The following is a 20,707-nucleotide window of genomic DNA, read 5'->3' as shown; positions in this document are numbered from 1 at the left end:
TTGCCTAACCTTTGTCGACGGTTCCTTCGATCGGCTCGACGAGCGCCGTGTACAAGGCGGCCAACTCCTCGGCACGCATCCCGTTGGCTCGCAGGTAGTCGGCCGCCGATCCCCATCTGCCGTCCACACGCTCCAGCAGTGACCGCATGACCGCCGCAGGAGACTCGGTCGCGAGTGCGACGGCGTGCACCGCCTCAGGATGCTGTGCGCGAATGTAGGCCGCGATGCGCCGAGACCGTTCGACAGGAAGCTGCGACTCCGTCAGTGCGTAGTCGGCGATGATCGCTTCACGATCGGCCTCGACCGCGGCGAGCGCGAGCGCGACCGTGACGCCGGTACGATCCTTGCCGACCGTGCAGTGCACGAGAGTCGACTCCCCCATCGCGATGATCCGGATCGCCGCGACCAGACGCTCTCCGCTCTCTTCGAGCAGGTGCACGTAGAGATCTTCAAGGCTGGTGTCCGCTTCGAAGAACGAGCGCACCGATCCGAGGAACAACGGCAGGTGCGTGGTGTCAGGACCGGGGATGTCCGTCGGTTCGGCCGCGACCTCCTCGCCGTCTCTGAGGTCGACGATGTGCCGGACCCGCGTACGCAGCGCGTCGGCGCCCGCCGACGTCACGCCCGCGAGCTGCCCTGAGCGCAGCAGCACTCCGGAGCGGATGCGGCCACCGGCCGCCGGCATCCCGCCGACATCGCGCACATTGGTGACGCCTTCGACGTCGAGGATCGTCATGAGCGGGCATCCGCCCCCTGGGTCTGGAGCGCACGAGGAGGAACCGGATAACGCCCCGCCACGACGATGCGGTTGAAGGCATTGATCGATACGCATGCCCAGCTGAGCGCGGCGTACTCCTTCTCGGTGAAAACGGCGCCGACACGGTTGTAGACCTCGTCGGAGATCCCTTCCTCGGCGATGAAGGTGAACGCCTCGGCGAGTTCCAACGCCGCGCATTCGCGCTCACTGAACACACCGCTCTCACGCCAGGTGGGGATCTGCGTGAGTGTGTCCAGGTCGATGCCTGCAGTGACCGCGCGATCGACGTGGATCCGTGCGCAGTACGCGCAACCGTTCAACTGAGAGCAGTGGATCATGACGAGCTCTTTGAGCCGGTCATCGATGCCGTTCTCACGGCAGATCTCGCCGACAGTCTTCGAGAAGGCATCCAAGGCGTGATACGCGGCCGGTTCAGTCTTGGAAAGGTGCACTCGCGTCTCGCTCATGCAACCAGCATATTCGCTGCGCTGGTTCTCGGATCGGGAGACCCAAGATCGCGTTGATGCAGCCTGAGAACCGATTGCCCTCTATGAGGATCAGATCGACAAGTTATATCTCTGACCAGATTGTCATCTTGCTCTCGCATTTCTTGGTTCGATCGCGCAGGAGCAGAATATGGACGTGACGACCGACAACTCTGAGTTCAGCTATCTTCCTGCGCAGGCGGGAACTCTGAGCGTTCCCGTTCCTCCCGTGGAGCGTCTGACCCTTCCGCTCCCGGACGGACGAACGGTCAGCGCTCTCCGCTACGGAACGGATGCTCCTCGCGTCACGCTCCTGCACGGAGCCGGCCTCAATGCGCACACCTGGGACACGACGGTTCTCGCTCTGGGACAGCCGACGCTCGCGATCGATCTCGCCGGCCACGGCGACTCGTCGTGGCGCACGGACGCCGACTACACCCCGCGCACCCTCGCGGCCGACGTGGTGGCAGCGCTGGAGGCCTGGACGGACATCCCCCAGCTGATCGTCGGTCAATCGCTCGGCGGGCTCACGGGAGCCGCGGTGGCCGCCGCTCGACCTGAGCTGGTCCAGGAGCTCATCATCGTCGACATCACTCCGGGGATCGATGTCAGTGCGGGTCCGGCTGCCCTCCGCGAGTTCTATGCCGGTCCCACCGATTTTGCGACCCGCGCCGAACTCGTCGATCGCGCGATGGCGCTCGGCTTTGGCGGCACGAAGGCCGAGACCGAACGCGGCGTCTTCCTCAACACCCGTGTACGCGACGACGGCCGAGTGGAATGGAAGCACCACTTCGCGCACCTCGCCGCCCATGCGCTCGCCGCTCACGACGCCGGCACCGCCGCTGCACCCTCCCTGCTGCACGAGACGGGCTGGGATGACCTCGCCGGCGTCGCAGCTCCCGTCACGCTGGTTCGGGCGGTCCGGGGTTTCGTCCAAGAGGCGGATGCCGAGGAATTCCAGCGCCGGCTCCCGGAGGCGCGTGTGACGGCGATCGACGCCACCCACAACGTGCAGGAGACCGGCCCGGTCGAACTCGCCACTCACATCCGCGCGTCCCTGACCGCTGCATCCGGATTGTGACGCCGGATTCCCTCCGTTCGCCCCGTCCGCCCCGTCACATCCCTAGGCTCGACCTACACCCGGCATCCGCCGCTCCGAGAGGATCGCACCCATGTTCCGACGCACCCGACGCATCGCGCTGATCTCCGCGCTCGCGGCCACCGCCGTGATCCTCACCGCCTGCACCGGATCGCCCCAGCCCGTCGCCACCTCGACGGGTAAGCCGGACGCCGATGCGTCCCTGGCCGTCGGGCTCGTGCTCGAGCCGACGAACCTCGACATCCGGCACACCAGCGGCGCCGCGCTCGAGCAGATCCTCATCGACAACATCTACGAGGGCCTCGTCACCCGCACGCAGGACAACAAGATCGAGCCGCGACTCGCATCCGAGTACGAGGTGTCCGACGACGGTCTGACCTACACGTTCACGCTGAACGAGGGCATCACCTTCCACAGCGGCACCGCGCTCACCGCCGCCGACGTCGTGGCCTCCTATGAAGCCGTGCGCACCGATGCGACCCTCCAGGGCAACGCCGACTTCGCAGCCGTCGCCTCGATCACCTCCCCCGATCCGACGACCGTCGAGATCGTGCTCACCGCCCCGAACCAGAATTTCCTTTTCGCGCTCACCGGGCCCGCAGGGCTCGTCTTCCAGACCGGCGACACCACCGATCTCAAGACCGCGGAGAACGGGACGGGCCCGTTCACACTGACCCGGTGGAACAAGGGCAGCTCGATCACGTTCGCCCGGTTCGACACGTACTGGGGTGAGCCCGCCGGCGTCGCCGAGGTCGAGTTCCAGTACGTCCCCGACTTCACCGCGGGTGTGAACAACGCGCTGGACGGCGGCGTGCAGGTCCTGACCGCTGTCGACCCGAACCTCGCCTCGCAGCTCGAGAATTCCGGCGACTTCACCCTGACGACGGGCCGCACGACGGACAAGGCCACCTTGGCGTTCAACAACGCCAAGGCACCGCTCGACGATGTGCGCGTGCGCGAAGCGCTGCGATTGGCGATCGACCACGAAGGGCTCGTCGAGGCCGTCGGAGCGGGCACGACGCTCTTCGGTCCGATCCCGGAGCTCGACCCGGGATACGAGGATCTGTCGGATGTCGTCTCCTACGACCCCGAGCGCGCCAAAGCACTGCTCGCGGAAGCCGGCCAGAAGGATCTCGAGCTGACTCTCACGATCCCGTCGTTCTACGGCACCACGGTTCCGAAGGTGCTGATCTCTGACTTCGCCAAGGTCGGCGTGACCCTCGAGGTCGATTCCGTCGAGTTCCCTGCCTGGTTGGAGGACGTGTACGGCAACCACGACTACGACCTCAGTTTCGTGCTGCATGTCGAGCCGCGCGACGTGGGCAACTTCGCGAACCCCGAGTACTACTTCGGTTACGACAACGCGGAGGTGCAGCGTCTGTACGCGCAGGCTCTGGCCGAGGTCGACCCGGACAAGTCCGCCGAGTTGCTCGCGGAAGCAGCCCGCCTCATCTCCGAGGACCACGCCGCGGACTGGCTGTACAACGGCGCGACGATCACGGCCGTGAGTCCCGAAGTGACCGGCTTCCCGAAGGATTCGATCAACTCGCGCATCAACCTGGCCGGCGTGACCGTGCTGTCGGAGAAGTAACCGGCTCCTTCATGATCCGCTATCTGCTCGTCCGAGGAGCCCTGCTGATCGCGGGGCTCCTCGTCTCGAGCGTGCTCATCTTCCTCACACTGCGGGTCTTCCCCGGTGATGTGGCGCAGCTCATCGCGGGGACCCAGGCCTCCCCTGCGCAGGTCGAGGCGCTGCGCGAGGCGCTCGGTCTGAACCAGCCGTTGATCGCGCAGTACGCCGACTGGATCGGCGGCATCTTCCGCGGCGACCTCGGCACCTCGCTGCTGACCGGCGCCTCGGTCGGCGAGGAGCTGTTCCTGAAATCGCAGGTGACTGTGCCGCTCGGGATGATGGCGCTCACGATCGCCCTCCTGATCGCCGTGCCGTTCGGCATCCTGGCCGCGGTCCTGCGCGGCCGCCGAGGCGGCACCGCACTCAGCGTGGGCGCACAGGCGCTGGCTGCCGTCCCGGTGGTGTGGGCGGGGATGATGCTCGTCGTGGTCTTCTCGGTGTGGCTGGATTGGCTCCCCCCGCAGGGCTTCCCTCGTACCGGCTGGTCGACACCGGGGAAGGCGGTCGAGGCGCTGCTGCTGCCGGCGCTCACGATCGGCATCGTCGAGGGGGCGATGCTCATGCGCTTCGTGCGCAGTGCGACCCTGCAGGCCGCAGGACAGGACTTCGTCCGCACCGCGGCAGCCAAGGGCCTCACCCGCACCCGGGCACTCATCCAGCACGGCATCCCCGCCGTCGGCCTCTCCATCATCACCGTGCTCGGCCTGCAGGTCGCCGGAATCATCGTGGGCTCCGTCGTCATCGAACAGCTGTTCACGCTTCCGGGGATCGGACGGATGCTGGTCGCCGATGTCGGCACCCGAGACCTCATCAAGGTGCAGAGCGAGCTGCTCGTGCTCACCGGTTTCGTGCTGATCGTCGGCTTCCTCGTCGATCTCTCCCATCATCTGATCGATCCGCGCCAGCGGGAGGCCGCATGATGCCCCGTTGGACCAGCAGGCTGTGGTCGACGACCACGGGCCGCTTCGGCCTCGTCGTCGTCGGCGTGATCGTCGTCATGGCGCTCGTCTCGTCGGTGTGGACGCCGTTCGATCCGCAGGACTCCGACGTCCGCAACCGCTGGGCTGTGCCGAGCTGGCCCCACGTGCTCGGTACCGACGACACCGGTCGCGACATCCTGAGCCTGATCATGGCCGGCGCGCGGACGACGGTGTTCGTCAGCATCGGCGCCGGTGTCGTCGCGACCGTCGTCGGCATCGCCCTGGCCGCCCTCGGTGCGCTCACGGCGCGCTGGATGCGAGAGACGGTGGCCGTGCTCGTGGACATCCTCATCGCCTTCCCCGTGCTGATCATCGCGATGATGATCTCCTCGGTCTGGGGCGGCTCGCTCTGGGTGGTCGTCTGGGCCGTCGGCATCGGGTTCGGCGTCAACATCGCCAGGGTCACGCGCCCGGAACTGCGTCGGGTCCAGCAGAGCGACTTCGTGCTGGCCGGCCGCGCCTCCGGTCTCACTCCTGCGCAGAGTCTCGTCCGGCATCTCCTGCCGAACGTCGCTCCGGTGTTCATCGTGCAGTTGTCCTGGTCGATGGCTGTCGCCGTGCTCGCCGAAGCGGGCCTGTCGTACCTCGGATTCGGCGCATCCGTGGTCGAACCTTCCTGGGGCATCCTGCTGGCCGACCTGCAGCGCTACATCAGCGTGCATCCGCTCTCCGTAGTCTGGCCCGGCCTCGCCATCACGATCACCGTGCTCGCTCTGAACCTGCTCGGCGACGGGCTCCGCGAGGCCACCGACCCGACCCTGCAGCATCGTGCTGCCGAGATCCACACCCCTGGAGTGGTCGCATGAGCCTCGAAGTCGAGAATCTCGTGATCGAGATCGACGGGCGCCGCGTCGTCGACAGCGTCTCCTTCGACGTGCCCGATGGCGCCCGCGTCGGGCTGATCGGGGAATCCGGTTCCGGCAAGTCCCTCACCGCGCTCGCCGTACTCGGTCTCCTCCCGGTCGGAGCCGTCGCGAGCGGCAGCATCCGCTGGAACGGCACCGAACTGATCGGGATGCCGGACCGACAGCTCGCCGAGCTGCGCGGGGACGAGATCGGCATCGTCTTCCAGGAACCGCGGACGGCGCTCAACCCGATCCGCACCGTCGGCCGGCAGATCGCCGAGTCGATCCGCATCCATGAGCGCATCGGCCGCCGAGAGGCCAGGGAACGGGCGATCGCGGAGGCCGCCCGCGTGCGACTGCCCGACCCGGAGTCGATCGTCGACCGCTACCCGCATCAGCTCTCCGGCGGTCAGCGTCAGCGCGTGGCGATCGCGATGGCGCTCGCCTGCCGACCGAGACTGCTCATCGCCGACGAACCCACGACCGCCCTGGACGTCACCATCCAGGCGGAGATCCTCGCCCTGCTGCTCTCTCTGGTCGACGAAGAGGGCATGTCGCTGGTCTTCATCACCCACGATCTCGCTGTACTCTCACAGGTCGCCGTCGACGGCGTGGTGCTCGAGCACGGCCGGGTCGTCGAGGCCGCTCCCGTCAGGACATTGCTGAGTGCACCGGCATCGCCGATCACCCAGGGTCTGCTCCGCGATGCCACCGCGACGCTGTGGCGCCCGGAAGGAGGCGGAGCATGAGCCTCATCGAGGCGCGCGGGCTGTCACGCGACTTCTTCGTACCGAAACGCTCTCCGTTCGAGAAGACCCGTACGCAGACCGCGCTGGCGCCGACCGACCTCGACGTCACCGAGGGCTCGTCGGTCGGGATCATCGGCGAATCCGGGTCGGGGAAGTCCACGCTGATCCGTCTGCTCCTGGGTCTGGATCGCCCGACATCCGGCACCGTTGCGGTGGACGGCAGAGACGTGGATGCCGCGGCATCCGCGCGCTCGCTGCACTGGTTGCGCCGGGCCACCGGCCTGGTCTTCCAGGACCCGTACGCGTCGCTGGACCCGCGGATGACGGCTGCCCGGATCATCGGAGAGCCGCTCTGGGCGCTGGACATCCCGGGAGACCGCGCCGCGCGCATCGCGGAGGTGCTGACGCAGGTCGGCCTCGAGCCGTCAATGGCATCGCGGTACCCTCACGAGTTCTCCGGCGGTCAGCGCCAACGCATCGCCATCGCGCGTGCGATCGTGCACCGCCCGCGGATCCTGATCGGCGATGAACCCCTCTCCGCGCTCGACGTCACCGTGCGCGCGCAGATCCTGGAGCTGCTCGCCGATCTGCGCCGCACCTCCGATCTGACGCTGCTGCTGGTCTCGCACGACATCGGCGTCGTCCAGCACCTGTGCGACGAGGTCATCGTGATGAAGGACGGCGTGATCGTCGAACGCGGCACCACGAAGGACGTGCTGCTGCGCCCCCGGCACGATTACACGAAGAAGCTTCTCGCCGCGATCCCGGTGATCCCAGGACGGTGATCGCCGGTCACTGACCGCGGCCGATGATCCGGCGCCGACGCCGACCCGTCGGCCGCAGCGAGCGCTGCAGATACACGGTGCCGAGATTGCGTCCGAACTTGAAGCCGACCCGGCCCATCCGACCGACTTCGACGAAACCGAGCTTCGTGTGCAGACGGATCGACGCCTCGGCCCCGGTGTCGCTGATCACGGCGACGATCTCGCGGAGGCCGATCTGCTCGCACGCCTCGATGAGCGCCTGCAGAAGGGCTGCGCCGAGCCCCTTCCCAGCCGCTCCTGGCCCGAGATAGATCGAGTCCTCGACGGTGTACCGGTAAGCGGTCTTGCTCGCCCAGGGTGCCGCGAGCGCGTAGCCGAGCACCTCCCCGGCCGGTGAGACCGCGACGAGGAACGGAAGGCCGAGCTTCGACAGCAGCGCGAACTTGTCGCGCCAATACCGGATGCTGCTGCGCCGCTCGTCGAAGGTGACGACGGAGTTGCTCACGAAGTGGTTGTAGATCTCGCGGACGTGCGGGAGATCGGTCGCCGTCGCCGCCCTGATCGTGTACGAGAACACGTCAGGAGCCGGCTCGGGCCTGCGCAGATGGCGGGGGATGCGGCGGCGGCGGTCGCCGGGTTCGAACTGCATGCGCTCAGCCTAGAGAATCGGCGGGCTCGCCCTCGACCCGCCAGTCGACGGCTGCGGCTCCTGCCGCCTCGAGAAGCGCGTTGGTGCGCGAGAACGGCCGGGATCCGAAGAAGCCTCGGCTCGCGGAAAGCGGCGACGGGTGCGCGGAGGCGATCACGGGCGTCGCCCCCAGCAAGGGCTGCAGGTTCGCCGCGTCCTTGCCCCACAGGATCGCGACGAGCGGCTGCTCCCGCGCGGCCAGGGTGCGGATGGCGAGTTCGGTGACCTGCTCCCAGCCCCAGCGGCGATGGGAGCCCGGCACGCCCGGCTGCACCGTGAGCACCCTGTTCAGCATCAGGACGCCCTGATCGCTCCAGGCGGTGAGATCGCCGTGCGGGGCGGGTGGGATGCCGAGATCGCTCTCGCGCTCCTTGTAGATGTTCGCCAGGCTCCGCGGCAGCGGCCGTACGTCGCGTTCGACCGCGAAGGAGAGACCGATGGGATGACCGGGCGTCGGATAGGGATCCTGCCCGGTGATGAGCACGCGCACGTCGGACAGCGGGCGTTGGAACGCCCTGAGCACGTTCTCACCGGCGGGGAGATATCCGCGACCCGCGGCCTGCTCCGCCCGCAACCGTTCTCCGATCTCGGAGATGACGCCCTGGACGGGGGCGAGAGCCTCCGCCCAACCGACATCGATCCGGCCTTCGGTCGCGAGGTCCGCGAGAGTCTTCGGCACTGCTCAGTTGTCCAGCCGGACGCGCAACGGTCCCCTGGCCAGGAGATGGTGAGCGGACTGGGCGACAGGTCGCATCGTGATCAGGTCGAGGTTGACGTGCCCCGGCGCCTGCAGCGCGTAGGCGATGACATCTGCGACATCCTCGGCGAGGAGGGGCGCCTCGACGCCTGCGTACACGGACTCCGCAGCGACAGCGTCGCCGCCGAGCCGGTTCAGCGTGAACTCCTCGGTGTGCACCATGCCAGGAGCGACCTCCACGACGCGGATCGGCTCGCCGTTGAGCTCCTGCCGGAGCACGCGCACCAGCATCCCCTCGGCAGCCTTGGCCGCGTTGTAGCCGCCTCCGCCCGCGTACGCGACCTGGGCGGCAGTCGATGTCACGAAGACGGTATCGGCATGGCCGTCTTCATCGGCGGCGCGGCGCAGCAGCGGAAGGAGGCCTGCGACCAGTCGCTGCGTCGCCAGCACGTTGGCGTCGAACATCCACTGCCAGTCGTCGATCGAAGAGTCCTCGATGCTGTCGGTGCCGCGAGCTCCGCCGGCGACCTGTACGAGTGCGTGCACCGGCCCGGTCTCCTCGAGCTCGGTGATGAGCGCTGCGACCGCCTCGGCGTCGGTCAGATCGCAGACGATCGCGGACGCCCCGGTCTCGGCGACGAGCGCGGCCAGGCGGTCTTCGCGCCGCGCGACGCCGACGACGTCCCATCCGCGCGACCTCAGCGCACGCACCGTCGCCGCGCCGATCCCCGAGCTCGCACCTGTCACTACCGCACGCCTGTTCACCATGCCTCCACCGTACGACTTTCGCGTGCGGTTTTCGCGTGCGCCGGCCGCATGGCTTGTTACGTCACATTTCCCGGTCGTTGTTGACATCCCGCCATCCTCCGTACGCTCGCTGCAACGGCATCCGCCATCCGACCTTTCAATCCGCTCCCAGGGGGAACAGCATGTCCGAATCCGAGACCTGGCGTTTCGAGACCAAGCAGATCCATTCCGGTGCTGCTCCCGACCCGGTGACGAAGGCCCGCGCGACGCCGATCTACCAGACCACCTCCTACGTCTTCGACAATGCGGACCACGCGGCGAACCTGTTCGCGCTGGCCGAGTTCGGGAACATCTACACCCGTATCCAGAACCCGACGCAGGACGTGCTCGAGAAGCGTCTCGCCGCGCTCGAGGGCGGCACCGGCGCTCTCGTCCTCTCCAGCGGCCAGGCCGCCTCGACCTTCGCGGTGCTGAACATCGCCGAAGCCGGCGATCACATCGTCGCCTCGAGCTCGATCTACGGCGGCACGTACAACCTCTTCAAGTACACGCTCGCGAAGCTCGGCATCGAGGTCACCTTCGTCGAGAACCAGGACGACCCCGAAGAGTGGCGCCGCGCGGTCCGCCCCAACACCAAGCTCTTCTTCGCAGAGACGATCGGCAACCCGCAGATCAACGTCCTCGACATCCGTTCCGTCGCCGACGTCGCACACGACAGCGGCGTGCCGCTCATCGTGGACAACACGATCGCGACTCCGTACCTCATCCGCCCGTTCGAGTTCGGTGCCGACATCGTCGTGCACTCGGTCACGAAGTTCCTCGGCGGCCACGGCACGACCATCGGCGGCGCCATCATCGACGGCGGCAGCTTCGAGTGGTCGAAGAACGTCGACAAGTTCCCCGGCCTCACGGTTCCGGACCCCTCGTACCACGGCGCGTCGTACACGGCGGCTGTCGGCGACGGCCTCGCCTACATCATCAAGGCCCGCGTGCAGCTGCTGCGCGACCTCGGTTCCGCGATCGCTCCGCAGAGCGCCTGGAACCTCATCCAGGGCATCGAAACGCTGTCGCTGCGCATCGAGCGCCACGTGCAGAACGCGCAGGAGATCGCCGAGTGGCTTGACAACCGCGATGACGTCGCAGCCGTCAACTACTCGGGTCTGCCCACCTCCCCCTGGTACGCGAAGGCGAACGAGTACGCACCGAAGGGTGTCGGCGCTGTGCTGTCCTTCGAGCTCAAGGGCGGCGTCCAGGCCGGTCGCGAGTTCGTGAACAGCCTGACGCTGTTCAGCCACCTCGCGAACATCGGCGACGTCCGTTCGCTGGTCATCCACCCCGCATCCACGACCCACGCGCAGCTCACCCCCGAGCAGCAGCTCACCGCCGGCGTCACCCCCGGTCTCGTGCGTCTGTCCGTCGGTCTCGAGAACATCGACGACCTCAAGGCCGACCTCGACCAGGCCCTGGCCGCGGCACGCCGCGTCTCGGAGGCGGCTCGCGCCTGATCTCGTTCGGCACACCGGATGCCCTGGGCCGTTGCGGTCCGGGGCATCCGTGCGTCTGGCACGCGCCCGGCGTCTCCGCGCGGGTGTCAGACCACCGGCGCCGCGGTGACCACGTAGGCGCCGGTCTCGCCACGGCTGTCGAGCTCGATGATCCAGCCCGGCGTGCTCGTCTTCACTGCCACGGTCGCACTCGAGGGGCACTGGATGCTCCCTGTAGGCGCGGCCCGGTGGTCGATCTCGTCCCCTTCGCTGAACCAGAGGTCGATGACCTCGGCACCGGCGCACCTGACCGTGACGGAGTAATCGCCCGCCGCGGCATTCCGATCGTGCCACCCCTGGGGTGCGACCTGCCCAGCGACTCCGAATGATCCCCACATCGCGTTCGCGCCATCGGGGATCGGCTCGTCATCGAAATAGTCCGTGAACCGATCGAGAGCCGCTGGTCGCGCCGTCTTCGTCGGAGCCGGAGCCGGAGCTGCGTCGTACTGCCGCGCCTGCGGGGTGCACGCCGTGAGGCACGATATTCCCAGCAGCATGGCGACCGTTCCTGCTCCCACCCGTGTCCGCATGGTCTCGAGCGTAGCCCGCACGAAGGACGCAGAACCGTAACCTTCGCCGGTCGGTCGCCTTTCCACGCGACAATGGAGGAATGGACTGGCAGACGACCTCTGAGGACACCGTGCCGTCGGCACCGGTGACGGAGGCGGATGTACGCCTGCTCCGCGCGCGCCCCCCGGCGACCGGCGCCTGGCGCGACGGCGACCCCGTCGGCAACCGGCGCTTCGCCGGGTTCGGGGCTTTCCGCACCGAGAGCGGTGCCGAGCTTCCCGGCATCCGTCTCGCCTACGAGACCTGGGGCGAGCTGACCCCCGAACGGGACAACGCCGTGCTCGTGCTGCACGCGCTCACCGGCGACAGCCATCTTCGCGGCGAAGCCGGCGCGGGTCACCCCACCGCGGGATGGTGGGAGCAGATCACCGGACCCGGAGCTCCTCTGGACACCGACCGCTGGTTCGTCATCGCCCCCAACATGCTGGGCGGATGCCAGGGGTCGACCGGACCAGCCAGTGTCGCGCCGGACGGCTACGAGTGGGCGTCGCGTTTCCCGTACCTGACCATCCGCGACCAGGTGGCAGCCCAGGTCCGCCTCGCCGACGCTCTCGGTATCGACACGTGGGCCGCCGTGATCGGTGGCTCGATGGGCGGCATGCACGCGCTGGAGTGGGCCGTGTCGCATCCGGAGCGCGTGCAACGGCTGGGCGTGCTCTCCTCGCCGCCGGTGACGACTGCCGATCAGATCGCGCTGAACACCGTGCAGACCGAGACGATCCGGATGGATCCGCGTTTCCAGGGCGGCGAGTACTACGACCTCGGCGACGGAGACGGACCGCACCGCGGGCTCGCCCTGGCGCGCCGGATGGCGCTGCTGAACTACCGCAGTCCGATCGAACTCAATCAGCGCTTCCAGCGGTCCTGGCAGTCAGGCGTCTCGCCGCTCGGTCACGGCGGACGTTTCGCCGTGGAGTCGTACCTCGATTTCCACGGGAACAAGTTCACCCGCCGCTTCGACGCGAACAGCTATGTCACCCTCGTCGAGGCGATGAACTCGCACGATGTCGGACGCGACCGCGGCGGCGTCGAAGAAGCACTGCACTCGGTCACCGCGACGACGCTCGTTCTCGGCATCGACAGCGACCGGCTGTTCCCGATCGATGGGCAGCATCGCATCGCCCGCAGCATCCCGAACACTCTCGACGGAACCGAGGCCGTGGTGCTCGCGAGCGACTTCGGTCACGACGGATTCCTGATCGAGACGGAGGCCGTGGGGGCGCACCTGCGGCGACTGCTGGCGAGCTGAGATCAGCCCGGTCGGTACCGCCACGGCAACGACCCCGTTTCGAGGCGGTCACTGCCCCAGGTGAAGACCTGTCCCTCGGCCGTCCGGTTCACCACCGTGCGAAAGGTCCGTGGCATCCCTGCCGATGTGAGCGCCGTGGCGACATCGGCGAACGTGGCGAGGTGACGCAACGTCATCCAGGTCGGCGGGAACAGCGTCCACTCCCCTGCGCCGTGCCGAGCCAGCGCGTCGCCCGGTCGGACCCAGACCGCGTCGATGACCTCGTCGGTCGACGCCAGGACGTCACCACCGGGATCAGCGGCGACGAAGAACCACGTGCGGAACCGCCGGGGAGCCTCGACGGGCGGATGCCAGCAGGAGAGCACAACCAGGTCGGAGACGACGATCCCGACCTCCTCGAACGTCTCGCGAATCGCCGCACGCCTGGCATCCTCGTCCTCGGCCTCCGACGGCTCGCGATCCCCATCCTCGACGCGACCCCCGGGGAACACCCACGCATCCGCGAAGGAACCCCGCTCGGGCCTGCGCATCAGCAGGACTTCGAGGCCGTCCGTGCCGTCGCGCAGCAGCACGACGGTGCCGGCGACGGGGAGCATCTCGGTGTCGGTCACTCCCACACTCTATGACCGGGTGCCCGACGACCAGCCCGGCTACGAACGAGCGGCCACCAGCACCGTCGTCGGACGGCGCCCCTCGACCCGGTACGAGACGACCGCGATGACGAGCCCGATCACCGCGAGCGCCGCCCCGGTCCATGCAGGAGCCGTGAACCCCCACCCGATGGCGATCACCGCTCCGCCGAGGAAGGCGCCGAGGCTGTTGCCGATGTTCAGGGCCGAATGGTTGAGCGCCGCCGCGATCGACTGGTTGTCGCCTGCGACGTCCATGAGGCGTGTCTGGATCGTGGGGCTGAGCACGGACGACACGAAACCGACGACGATGACGAGCACACCGAGCGTCAGGATCCAGAACGACAGCACGGCGAGCAGTGCGAGCACCGCTGCCATCGCTGTCAGGCCGACGAGCATCGTTCGACGCAGATCGATGTCGGCGAGGTGTCCACCGACGAGGTTTCCGGCGGTCATGCCGACGCCCATGAGCACCAGCACGATCGGCACGGTCCATGCCGGCGATCCGGCGACCTCGGTGACCAACGGGGCGATGTAGCTGTACACCGCGAAGAAGCCGCCGAACCCGATCGCGCCGACGGCGAGAGTGAACCACACCTGCGGAATGCGGAACACGCCGAGTTCCGCGCGCATCGTGCGACCCGGCTCCCCCGGATGCTCCGGTACGAACAGCGCGATGCAGAGCGTCGCCAGCGCGAACACCAGCGTGACGACCAGGAAGGCGGTTCGCCAGCCCCACTGCTGGCCGAGGAATGTGCCCAGCGGCACACCGACGACGTTCGCGATGGTGAGACCGGTGAGGATGAACGCGACGCCCTTGGCCCTGTTGCCCGGCCCCATCACGTCGGCGGCGACGAGTGCGCCGATGCCGAAGTAGGCGCCGTGCGGGAGCCCGGCGAGGAACCGTGAGGCTCCGACGAGCTCGAACGACGGCAGCACGACCGTGAGCGCGTTGAAGACGGTCAGCGCGAGCGCGAGGACGATCATCACGCGATGCCGCGGAAAACGCGCGACGAAGCCGGCGATCGTGGGGGCGCCGATGACGACTCCGAGCGCATACAGCGAGATCAGCCAGCCGGCCTGGCCCAGCGCGTCCTCCTGGCTGGCGTTCCAGACGGAGGGCAGCAGGTCTCGGGCGATGTCGGGCAGCAGGCCCATGACCACGAATTCGGTCATGCCGATGCCGAAGCTGCCGATGGCGAGAGAGAGGAGCGCCCTCTTCGCCGCACCCCTCGATTCAGTCGAGGGATTCACCCTTCGATGCTACCGGTCCGACCCGCCCTCGATCGCCGCCTCCAGGCGGTCGACCTTCGCATCCAGCTCGCCGGAGTAACCAGGGCGGATATCGGCCTTCAGAACGAGCGACACCCGGGAGCCGAAGGGCATCACGGCTTCCGTCGCTCGCTTCACGACGTCCATGACCGTGTCCCAGTCGGGTCCCTCGATCTCGGTGAACATGCTGGTCGTGCGGTGGGCCAGGCCGGACTCGCGCACGACACGGACGGCAGCCGCTACCGCATCGTGCACGGAACCGTCCGTGCTCTCGGCACCGCTGGCCGGTGTGCCGCTGGGGGCGACGGAAAAGGCGATGAGCATGGGAGTACCTCCGGGTGTTCAGGGTTTCGTCGGCACCCGCACCAGCGCGCGGATGCCGACGGCGAGCAGGATGACCAGCAGGATATTCCGCGCCGACAGCATCATGACGGGCACGAGCTCGGCACGCAGGAGCGCATCGTAGGTGAGCGGGTAGATGAAACAGGTGAGTGCGCACAGGACGAGCACGATGATGGCCGGAACGTGTGCGCGGACGCGATCGAGAACGATCCAGAGCAGGGCCGGTGCGATCAGCCAGGTCTGGAACTGCGGGGAGCCGACCTTGTTGGTGACGATGAGCGTGACGACGAGTGCGAGCGCCAACGGCGGGAACAGCCGCGGGAAGGATGCCCCGCGCATGACCTTCATGGCGCCGATCGCGGCGATCGCGAGAACCGCGGCGAACATGAGCGGCGTGAGCACGGCGGTGACGGCATCCGCACCGTCCGCAGCGATCTGGAAGGTGAGGATGTCGAAGCTGTACTCGATCCGCGCGGATCCGGCCATGGCGAGCCAGAGGAACGGCGTCGCGGCGACCGCTTCGATCTGCAGGCCTCTGCCGGTCTGCTCCGTGAGGAATCCGAGCAGCTCTGCGTCGGCCCCGAGCAGGAAGAGCAGCACGATCACGACCGCCGTCACGGCGACCGCGGTGACCAACATCCGCACGCGGGTCCTCGAGGCGAGGATGGCGGCCACGACCACGGCGCCGGGCCAGATCTTGATCCATGCTCCGATCGTGAGCAGCGCGACCGCGACCGCCGGTCGCCTGAGCAACCAGAGGCCGCCGACCACGACGATCGGCACGGTGATCGCATCGATCCGGTACATCGCGATCGGCCCGAGCAGGAGCAGCGCCGCCGACCAGAACCAGGCAGCGCTCCGATGCGGCCGCGACGCCACGCGACCGAGGAGCACACCGAACGCCACGGCGTCGAGCACGGTCACCAGCACCGCCCAGGCGATGAGATAGGCGCCGGATACGCCGAGCAGCGGCACGAGCGGCATCGAGAGGAGCTTGGCCAGGAGCATCGGCAGCAGCGCCAGCTGCGGATAGACCCACTGCTCGGTGACGCCGACGATCGCTCCCCCGCCGAGCGCCGAGGCCGACCAGGGTTCATAGACGAGGACGACGTCACCCATCGGTTGGCTGGGATAGATCCAGCCGAGTACCGCGATGAGCAGGTGCACGCCGAGGAACACCGCCCAGAGCGCGATGAGTCGACCGGTGCGGGCGGCGGTCACGACAGCAGGTCCGCAATCGCCGACGGCAGCGCCTCGGCGACGTCCATGGCCACGATCGGATGCCCGTGGGCTCCATCGGTCGCTCCTGCGGCCAGCCGCCCGGCGTGTCCGTGCAGCCAGGCCCCGGCCGCTGCCGTCTCGGCGAGCGGCGCATCAGGATTCGCCGCGATCAGCGCGCCCAGGATGCCGGCGAGCACATCTCCGGTGCCGGCCGTCGCGAGCCAGCCCGTCCCCGCCTCGACGGTGATGATCGCTGCATCCGCGGAGGCGATGAGAGTCTTGGCCCCCTTCAGCAGCACCGTTGCGCCGAGCGCTGCTGCCGTCTGCGCCACCTCAGCCGCTCTGTCCGCGTCCGCGCGAAGCTTCATCAGCTCTCGCAACCGAGCGAACTCTCCGGCGTGCGGTGTGACGAGGGCCGGCGCGTTCGCGGCGACGGCAAGATCGAGCGCACCGGCATCGACGACCACAGGCACCACGCCGGCGAGAATCTCGCGCAGCGCCTCGTGCTCCTGGTGACTCCGGTGCCCGGGGTCCGTGCCGGAGCCGATCACCCACGCGCCGATGCGGGTGCGGCCGGTGTCACGGCCGGTGACCGTCTCCGGCCGCCGCGCGATCACCGCATCCGCTGCCTTTCCCTCGCCGACGTAACGGACATAGCCAGCGCCGGCGCGCCAGGCGGCCTCGACACCGAGCACAGCCGCCCCCGGGTACGCATCCGATCCGGTGCGCAGCGCGACGACGCCTCGCGAATACTTGTCGTCGGCCGGCGACGGAACGCGCAGGAACGGCACGGTGTCCGCACGGGACCACTCACGAACCTCGACCATGACTCCACGTTAGTGCGAGCGCCTCGGGTCGTCGCGCGCGCACTACGGTCGAGAGGTGAGCATTCTCTTCTCTCCGCTTCGTCTTCGTTCGGTCGAGTTCCGCAACCGGCTCTGGGTGTCACCGATGTGCATGTACAGCGCCGTCGACGGGATGCCGCAGGAGTGGCACCACACGCACCTCGCCCAGTTCGCGTCCGGCGGTGCCGGTCTCGTCGTCGCCGAGGCCACCGCCGTGGCGCCGGAGGGTCGGATCTCGCCCCGGGATACGGGCTTGTGGAACGACGAGCAGCGCGATGCCTGGACGCCGATCGTGCGGGCGATCCACGATCGCGGTGCGGTCGCCGGCATCCAGCTCGCACATGCCGGACGCAAGGCATCGACGTGGTGGCCCTGGGCCGACGATCGCGGCTCCGTTCCGGTCGGCGACGGCGGGTGGAGCACCGTGGCGCCCTCTCCCGTCGCGTTCGACGGGTTCGATGCCCCGATCGCCCTGGAGATCACCGGGATCGACAATGTCGTCGACGCCTTCGCCGCCGCGGCACGTCGCGCACTGGATGCCGGATTCGACGTCCTCGAGATCCACGGCGCCCACGGTTACCTGCTGCACCAGTTCCTGTCGCCGCTGTCGAATCAACGCACCGACGAGTACGGCGGGACCCTTGCGAACCGCGCCCGACTGCTGCTGCGTGTCATCGACGCGGTGCGCGCGGAATCCGGCGACGACGTGCCGTTGTTGGTACGCATCTCCGCGACGGATCACGCCGACGGCGGCTTCACTCCCGAGGAGGCAGCGGTCGTCGGCGGATGGGCGACGGAGCACGGCGCCGACTTCATCGACGTATCCAGCGGAGGGCTCGTCGCCCACCAGCAGATTGACCTGTTCCCGGGCTATCAGGTCGCGCTGGCCGAGACGGTGCGCCAGGGCGGCCGCATCCCGGTCTCCGCCGTCGGCCTGATCACCGCGGCCGAGCAGGCGGAGCGGGTACTCGCGGAGGGCGCGGCCGACGCGATCTTCGCCGGCCGCGAGTGGCTTCGAGACCCCCACTTCGCGCTCCGGGCCGCGCACGAACTCGGCGCGGACGTCTCGTGGCCTTCGCAGTACCTTCGCGCCCGTTGGCGCTGACCGTCACTGCCCTCGGTTGATCACGCGCCGGGTCGCATCCTGCACCTCGCCGACGAGTTCCTCGAGGATGTCCTCGAGGAAAAGCACGGCTGTGGTCTCCCCCTGCGCATTGCGCACCTTCGCCAGGTGGCGGCCGGCTCGACGCATCAGCGCGAGAGCATCTTCCAGGTCCGTGTCCTCTTGGACCGGGACCATGTGGTGGATGCGCTTCTTCGGCACCGGCTGCGCGGCCTTGGCGACGGCATCCGCTCCGTCTGAGGTGCGCAGGATGTCCTTCAGGTGCACATACCCGATCGGAGCGCCCTCGCCGTCGACGATCACGTACCGCGAGAATCCATAACGCGCGACAGCCCGTTCGATCTCATCAGGTGTGATCGATTCGGGCAGGGACACGAGATCGTCCAGCGGGACGGCGATGTCTCGGGCCTTCTTGTCGGTGAACTCCAACGCCGCGGCCAGCGTGCCCGAGGCATCCGAGAGCACGCCCTCCCGCCGGGACTGATCGACGATCGTCGCCACTTCCTCGAGCGTGAACGTCGACGCCGCCTCATTCTTCGGCTCCACACGGAACAGCCGCAGCACGGCGTTCGCCGCACCGTTGAGCAGCCAGATAACCGGCATGAACACCTTCGACACCCACACCAGGGGTGGTGCCAGGATCAGCACCGCTCGGTCGGGCACCGAGAACGCGAGGTTCTTCGGCACCATCTCACCGAACACGACGTGCAGGAAGGAGACGATGAGCAGCGCGACCGCGAAGGCGACAGCGTCGACGACACCATCCGACCACCCGATCGCGTGCAGGGGCTGCGCGAGAAGGTGGTGGATCGCCGGCTCGGACACGTTCAGGATGAGGAGCGAACAGATCGTGATGCCGAGCTGCGATGTCGCGAGCATGAGCGTCGCGTGCTCCATCGCGTACAGCGCGGTCTTGGCCGCACGGGAGCCCTGCTCCGCACGCGGCTCGATCTGCGAGCGCCGTGCGGAGATCACCGCGAACTCGGCGCCGACGAAGAAGGCGTTCGCTGCGAGGAGCACCACGAGCCAGACGAGGCCTGCCCAATCGTTCATCGGGTCGCCTCCTTTTCGATCTCGTGCGGTCTGGGGATGTATCGGATGCGGTCGACCCGACGTCCATCCATCCGCACCACCTGCAAGATCCCGCTGTCGAGGGTCACCTCATCGCCGTTGGAGGGCACGCGCTCGAGAACACTCATGATGTAGCCGCCGACCGTGTCGTAGACATCGCCCTCCGGGACCTCGACGCCTGCGCGACGGCGAAGCTCGTCAGGACGCAGCTCACCGGGGAAGACGACCCCGTCGCGCCCGCGGACGATGCCGGCCTTGGAGCGGTCATGCTCGTCGGAGACCTCGCCGACGATCTCCTCCACGAGGTCTTCCAGGGTGACGAGGCCCGCCGTGCCGCCGTACTCGTCGACGACGACGGCGAGCTGATAGCCGCGCGCGCGCAGCTCGGAGATGAGTCCGTCCAGATGAACGGTCTCCGGCACCCGGAGCGGCTCAGTGGAGAGCGCCCCGACGGGGACCTCGGCGCGGCGCTCGCGCGGCACCGAGACTGCGGCCTTCAGGTGCACGACACCGGTGATGTCGTCGAGATCATCGTCGTACACCGGGAATCGGCTGTGTCCGGTCCGCCGAGCGAGGTGGATGACGTCATTCGCCGAGTCACCTGCCGCGATCGCGTGCATGCTCGGCCGTGCGGTCATCACGTCGGCCGCGGTGAGCCGCGCGAAGCTGAGGCTGCGGTCCAGCAGACTCGCCGTGTCGGCTTCGAGCACGCCGGCTCGCGCCGATCGCCGCACCAGCGAGGAGAGCTCCTCTGCGGTGCGCGCACCTGAGAGCTCCTCCTTCGGCTCGATGCCCATGCCGCGGAGCACCGCGTTCGCACTGCCGTTGAGCACGATCACCGCGGGCTTGAACACCGTGGTGAAGGCGATCTGGAACGGGATCACCAGCTTCGCCGTCGCCAGGGGAAGGGCGAGCGCGAAGTTCTTGGGGACGAGTTCACCGAGGATCATCGACACCACGGTCGCGACCGTCATGGCCACCACCGTCGCGATCGGCGAGACGGCGGCTTCGGGAACCCTCCAGGCCAGAAGCGTCGGGCCGAGGATGTTCGAGAGCGCCGGTTCCATCGTGTAACCGGTGAGCAGAGTCGTCAGCGTGATCCCGAGCTGAGCCGAGGACAGATGCGTCGACGTGTGTTTCAGAGCGCTGATCGTCAGCGCCAGTCGCGATTCCCCTTTGGCCTGTCGGGCTTCGAGGTCGGCACGGTCGAGATTGACCAGCGCGAACTCGCTCGCGACGAACAGGCCGGTCCCGACCGTGAGAAGGAGCCCCACGCCCAACATGATGTAGTCCATCAGGTGTTCCTCCCGCTGCGGAGAGGTGGACGGTGGGGCGAACTACTGCAACTGGGAGGGTCATCCATTGTGCCGACGATTCTACAGAACTGGTCTGTGATT

The 20,707-nt window shown here is 68.1% G+C and carries 22 protein-coding genes; 9 read left to right on the top strand and 13 right to left on the bottom strand.

Features of this window, described 5'->3' with window-relative positions:
- Positions 1 to 4: 4 nt before the first annotated feature.
- Together MRBLWH12_RS02875 and MRBLWH12_RS02870 are read right to left on the bottom strand one after the other, a co-directional pair.
- Entirely contained in the window at positions 5 to 736 is a 732-nt protein-coding gene (locus tag MRBLWH12_RS02875) for a tyrosine-protein phosphatase (RefSeq protein WP_363545894.1), read from the bottom strand.
- The gene (locus MRBLWH12_RS02870) at positions 733 to 1,224 is read right to left on the bottom strand and encodes a carboxymuconolactone decarboxylase family protein (protein WP_341975228.1); all 492 of its coding nucleotides are present in this window, start codon (positions 1,222 to 1,224) and stop codon (positions 733 to 735) included. The genes MRBLWH12_RS02875 and MRBLWH12_RS02870 overlap by 4 nt, the downstream gene beginning before the upstream one ends.
- Before the next feature lie 169 nt (positions 1,225 to 1,393).
- On the opposite strand from MRBLWH12_RS02870, the gene MRBLWH12_RS02865 reads away from it, so the two are divergent.
- From MRBLWH12_RS02865 to MRBLWH12_RS02840, 6 genes are all read left to right on the top strand, one after another.
- Entirely contained in the window at positions 1,394 to 2,323 is a 930-nt protein-coding gene (locus tag MRBLWH12_RS02865) for an alpha/beta fold hydrolase (RefSeq protein ID WP_363545891.1), read from the top strand.
- 91 nt (positions 2,324 to 2,414) lie between these two features.
- The gene (locus MRBLWH12_RS02860) at positions 2,415 to 3,932 is read left to right on the top strand and encodes an ABC transporter substrate-binding protein (protein WP_363545888.1); all 1,518 of its coding nucleotides are present in this window, start codon (positions 2,415 to 2,417) and stop codon (positions 3,930 to 3,932) included.
- Between the two features lie 11 nt (positions 3,933 to 3,943).
- Positions 3,944 to 4,894 carry an ABC transporter permease gene (locus MRBLWH12_RS02855; protein ID WP_363545886.1) on the top strand — a complete coding sequence of 317 codons (951 nt, stop codon included), beginning with the start codon at positions 3,944 to 3,946 and terminating at the stop codon, positions 4,892 to 4,894.
- A complete protein-coding gene (locus tag MRBLWH12_RS02850) occupies positions 4,891 to 5,760 on the top strand; it encodes an ABC transporter permease (protein WP_407358357.1) in 870 nt (289 codons plus the stop codon). The genes MRBLWH12_RS02855 and MRBLWH12_RS02850 overlap by 4 nt, the downstream gene beginning before the upstream one ends.
- Complete coding sequence (locus MRBLWH12_RS02845) at positions 5,757 to 6,548, top strand: ABC transporter ATP-binding protein (protein WP_363545883.1); 792 nt, start codon at positions 5,757 to 5,759, stop codon at positions 6,546 to 6,548. Before MRBLWH12_RS02850 ends, MRBLWH12_RS02845 begins: the two co-directional genes overlap by 4 nt.
- Positions 6,545 to 7,333: an ABC transporter ATP-binding protein gene (locus tag MRBLWH12_RS02840; protein WP_363545880.1), complete on the top strand. Its 789-nt coding sequence runs from the start codon at positions 6,545 to 6,547 to the stop codon at positions 7,331 to 7,333. Before MRBLWH12_RS02845 ends, MRBLWH12_RS02840 begins: the two co-directional genes overlap by 4 nt.
- Positions 7,334 to 7,340: 7 nt before the next feature.
- On the opposite strand, the gene MRBLWH12_RS02835 is transcribed toward MRBLWH12_RS02840, so the two are convergent.
- From MRBLWH12_RS02835 to MRBLWH12_RS02825, 3 genes are read right to left on the bottom strand one after another with little or no spacing between them, the layout of a single operon-like run.
- Positions 7,341 to 7,961, bottom strand: coding sequence for a GNAT family N-acetyltransferase (locus tag MRBLWH12_RS02835; RefSeq protein ID WP_341975234.1), 621 nt, complete (start codon positions 7,959 to 7,961; stop codon positions 7,341 to 7,343).
- Positions 7,962 to 7,965: 4 nt separating this feature from the next.
- Positions 7,966 to 8,679, bottom strand: coding sequence for a uracil-DNA glycosylase (locus MRBLWH12_RS02830; protein ID WP_363545877.1), 714 nt, complete (start codon positions 8,677 to 8,679; stop codon positions 7,966 to 7,968).
- 3 nt (positions 8,680 to 8,682) lie between these two features.
- Complete coding sequence (locus MRBLWH12_RS02825; RefSeq protein WP_363545874.1) at positions 8,683 to 9,465, bottom strand: SDR family oxidoreductase; 783 nt, start codon at positions 9,463 to 9,465, stop codon at positions 8,683 to 8,685.
- A gap of 161 nt (positions 9,466 to 9,626) precedes the next feature.
- Here MRBLWH12_RS02825 and MRBLWH12_RS02820 point away from each other — a divergent pair, with 161 nt between their 5' ends.
- On the top strand, positions 9,627 to 10,949 hold the full coding sequence (locus tag MRBLWH12_RS02820; protein ID WP_341975237.1) for a bifunctional o-acetylhomoserine/o-acetylserine sulfhydrylase: 1,323 nt from the start codon (positions 9,627 to 9,629) through the stop codon (positions 10,947 to 10,949).
- A gap of 86 nt (positions 10,950 to 11,035) precedes the next feature.
- Here MRBLWH12_RS02820 and MRBLWH12_RS02815 read toward each other — a convergent pair whose 3' ends face one another.
- A complete protein-coding gene (locus MRBLWH12_RS02815) occupies positions 11,036 to 11,518 on the bottom strand; it encodes a hypothetical protein (RefSeq protein WP_363545871.1) in 483 nt (160 codons plus the stop codon).
- Positions 11,519 to 11,598: 80 nt separating this feature from the next.
- On the opposite strand from MRBLWH12_RS02815, the gene metX reads away from it, so the two are divergent.
- Positions 11,599 to 12,807, top strand: a complete 1,209-nt coding sequence (gene metX, locus MRBLWH12_RS02810; protein ID WP_363545869.1) for a homoserine O-acetyltransferase MetX — start codon at positions 11,599 to 11,601, stop codon at positions 12,805 to 12,807.
- A 2-nt stretch (positions 12,808 to 12,809) separates the two neighbouring features.
- Here metX and MRBLWH12_RS02805 read toward each other — a convergent pair whose 3' ends face one another.
- Genes MRBLWH12_RS02805 through MRBLWH12_RS02785 form a run of 5 tightly spaced genes read right to left on the bottom strand, consistent with a single transcriptional unit; the run spans position 12,810 to position 17,098 of the window.
- A complete protein-coding gene (locus MRBLWH12_RS02805) occupies positions 12,810 to 13,418 on the bottom strand; it encodes an NUDIX hydrolase (protein WP_363545866.1) in 609 nt (202 codons plus the stop codon).
- 39 nt (positions 13,419 to 13,457) lie between these two features.
- A complete protein-coding gene (locus MRBLWH12_RS02800; protein WP_363545863.1) occupies positions 13,458 to 14,690 on the bottom strand; it encodes an MFS transporter in 1,233 nt (410 codons plus the stop codon).
- A 9-nt stretch (positions 14,691 to 14,699) separates the two neighbouring features.
- Positions 14,700 to 15,032 carry a thiamine-binding protein gene (locus MRBLWH12_RS02795; protein ID WP_341975242.1) on the bottom strand — a complete coding sequence of 111 codons (333 nt, stop codon included), beginning with the start codon at positions 15,030 to 15,032 and terminating at the stop codon, positions 14,700 to 14,702.
- 18 nt (positions 15,033 to 15,050) lie between these two features.
- Complete coding sequence (locus MRBLWH12_RS02790) at positions 15,051 to 16,271, bottom strand: hypothetical protein (RefSeq protein ID WP_363545860.1); 1,221 nt, start codon at positions 16,269 to 16,271, stop codon at positions 15,051 to 15,053.
- The gene (locus tag MRBLWH12_RS02785) at positions 16,268 to 17,098 is read right to left on the bottom strand and encodes an NAD(P)H-hydrate dehydratase (protein ID WP_363545857.1); all 831 of its coding nucleotides are present in this window, start codon (positions 17,096 to 17,098) and stop codon (positions 16,268 to 16,270) included. The genes MRBLWH12_RS02790 and MRBLWH12_RS02785 overlap by 4 nt, the downstream gene beginning before the upstream one ends.
- Positions 17,099 to 17,153: 55 nt before the next feature.
- Here MRBLWH12_RS02785 and MRBLWH12_RS02780 point away from each other — a divergent pair, with 55 nt between their 5' ends.
- On the top strand, positions 17,154 to 18,221 hold the full coding sequence (locus tag MRBLWH12_RS02780; RefSeq protein WP_363545854.1) for an NADH:flavin oxidoreductase/NADH oxidase: 1,068 nt from the start codon (positions 17,154 to 17,156) through the stop codon (positions 18,219 to 18,221).
- A gap of 3 nt (positions 18,222 to 18,224) precedes the next feature.
- Here MRBLWH12_RS02780 and MRBLWH12_RS02775 read toward each other — a convergent pair whose 3' ends face one another.
- Positions 18,225 to 19,292 carry a hemolysin family protein gene (locus MRBLWH12_RS02775; RefSeq protein WP_341975246.1) on the bottom strand — a complete coding sequence of 356 codons (1,068 nt, stop codon included), beginning with the start codon at positions 19,290 to 19,292 and terminating at the stop codon, positions 18,225 to 18,227.
- Complete coding sequence (locus MRBLWH12_RS02770; RefSeq protein WP_363545851.1) at positions 19,289 to 20,605, bottom strand: hemolysin family protein; 1,317 nt, start codon at positions 20,603 to 20,605, stop codon at positions 19,289 to 19,291. The genes MRBLWH12_RS02775 and MRBLWH12_RS02770 overlap by 4 nt, the downstream gene beginning before the upstream one ends.
- Between the last annotated feature and the right edge of the window lie 102 nt (positions 20,606 to 20,707).

It is taken from the genome of Microbacterium sp. LWH12-1.2, from assembly GCF_040675825.1.
Lineage (GTDB): Bacteria > Actinomycetota > Actinomycetes > Actinomycetales > Microbacteriaceae > Microbacterium.
This window is presented reverse-complemented; position numbering and strand designations above follow the sequence as displayed.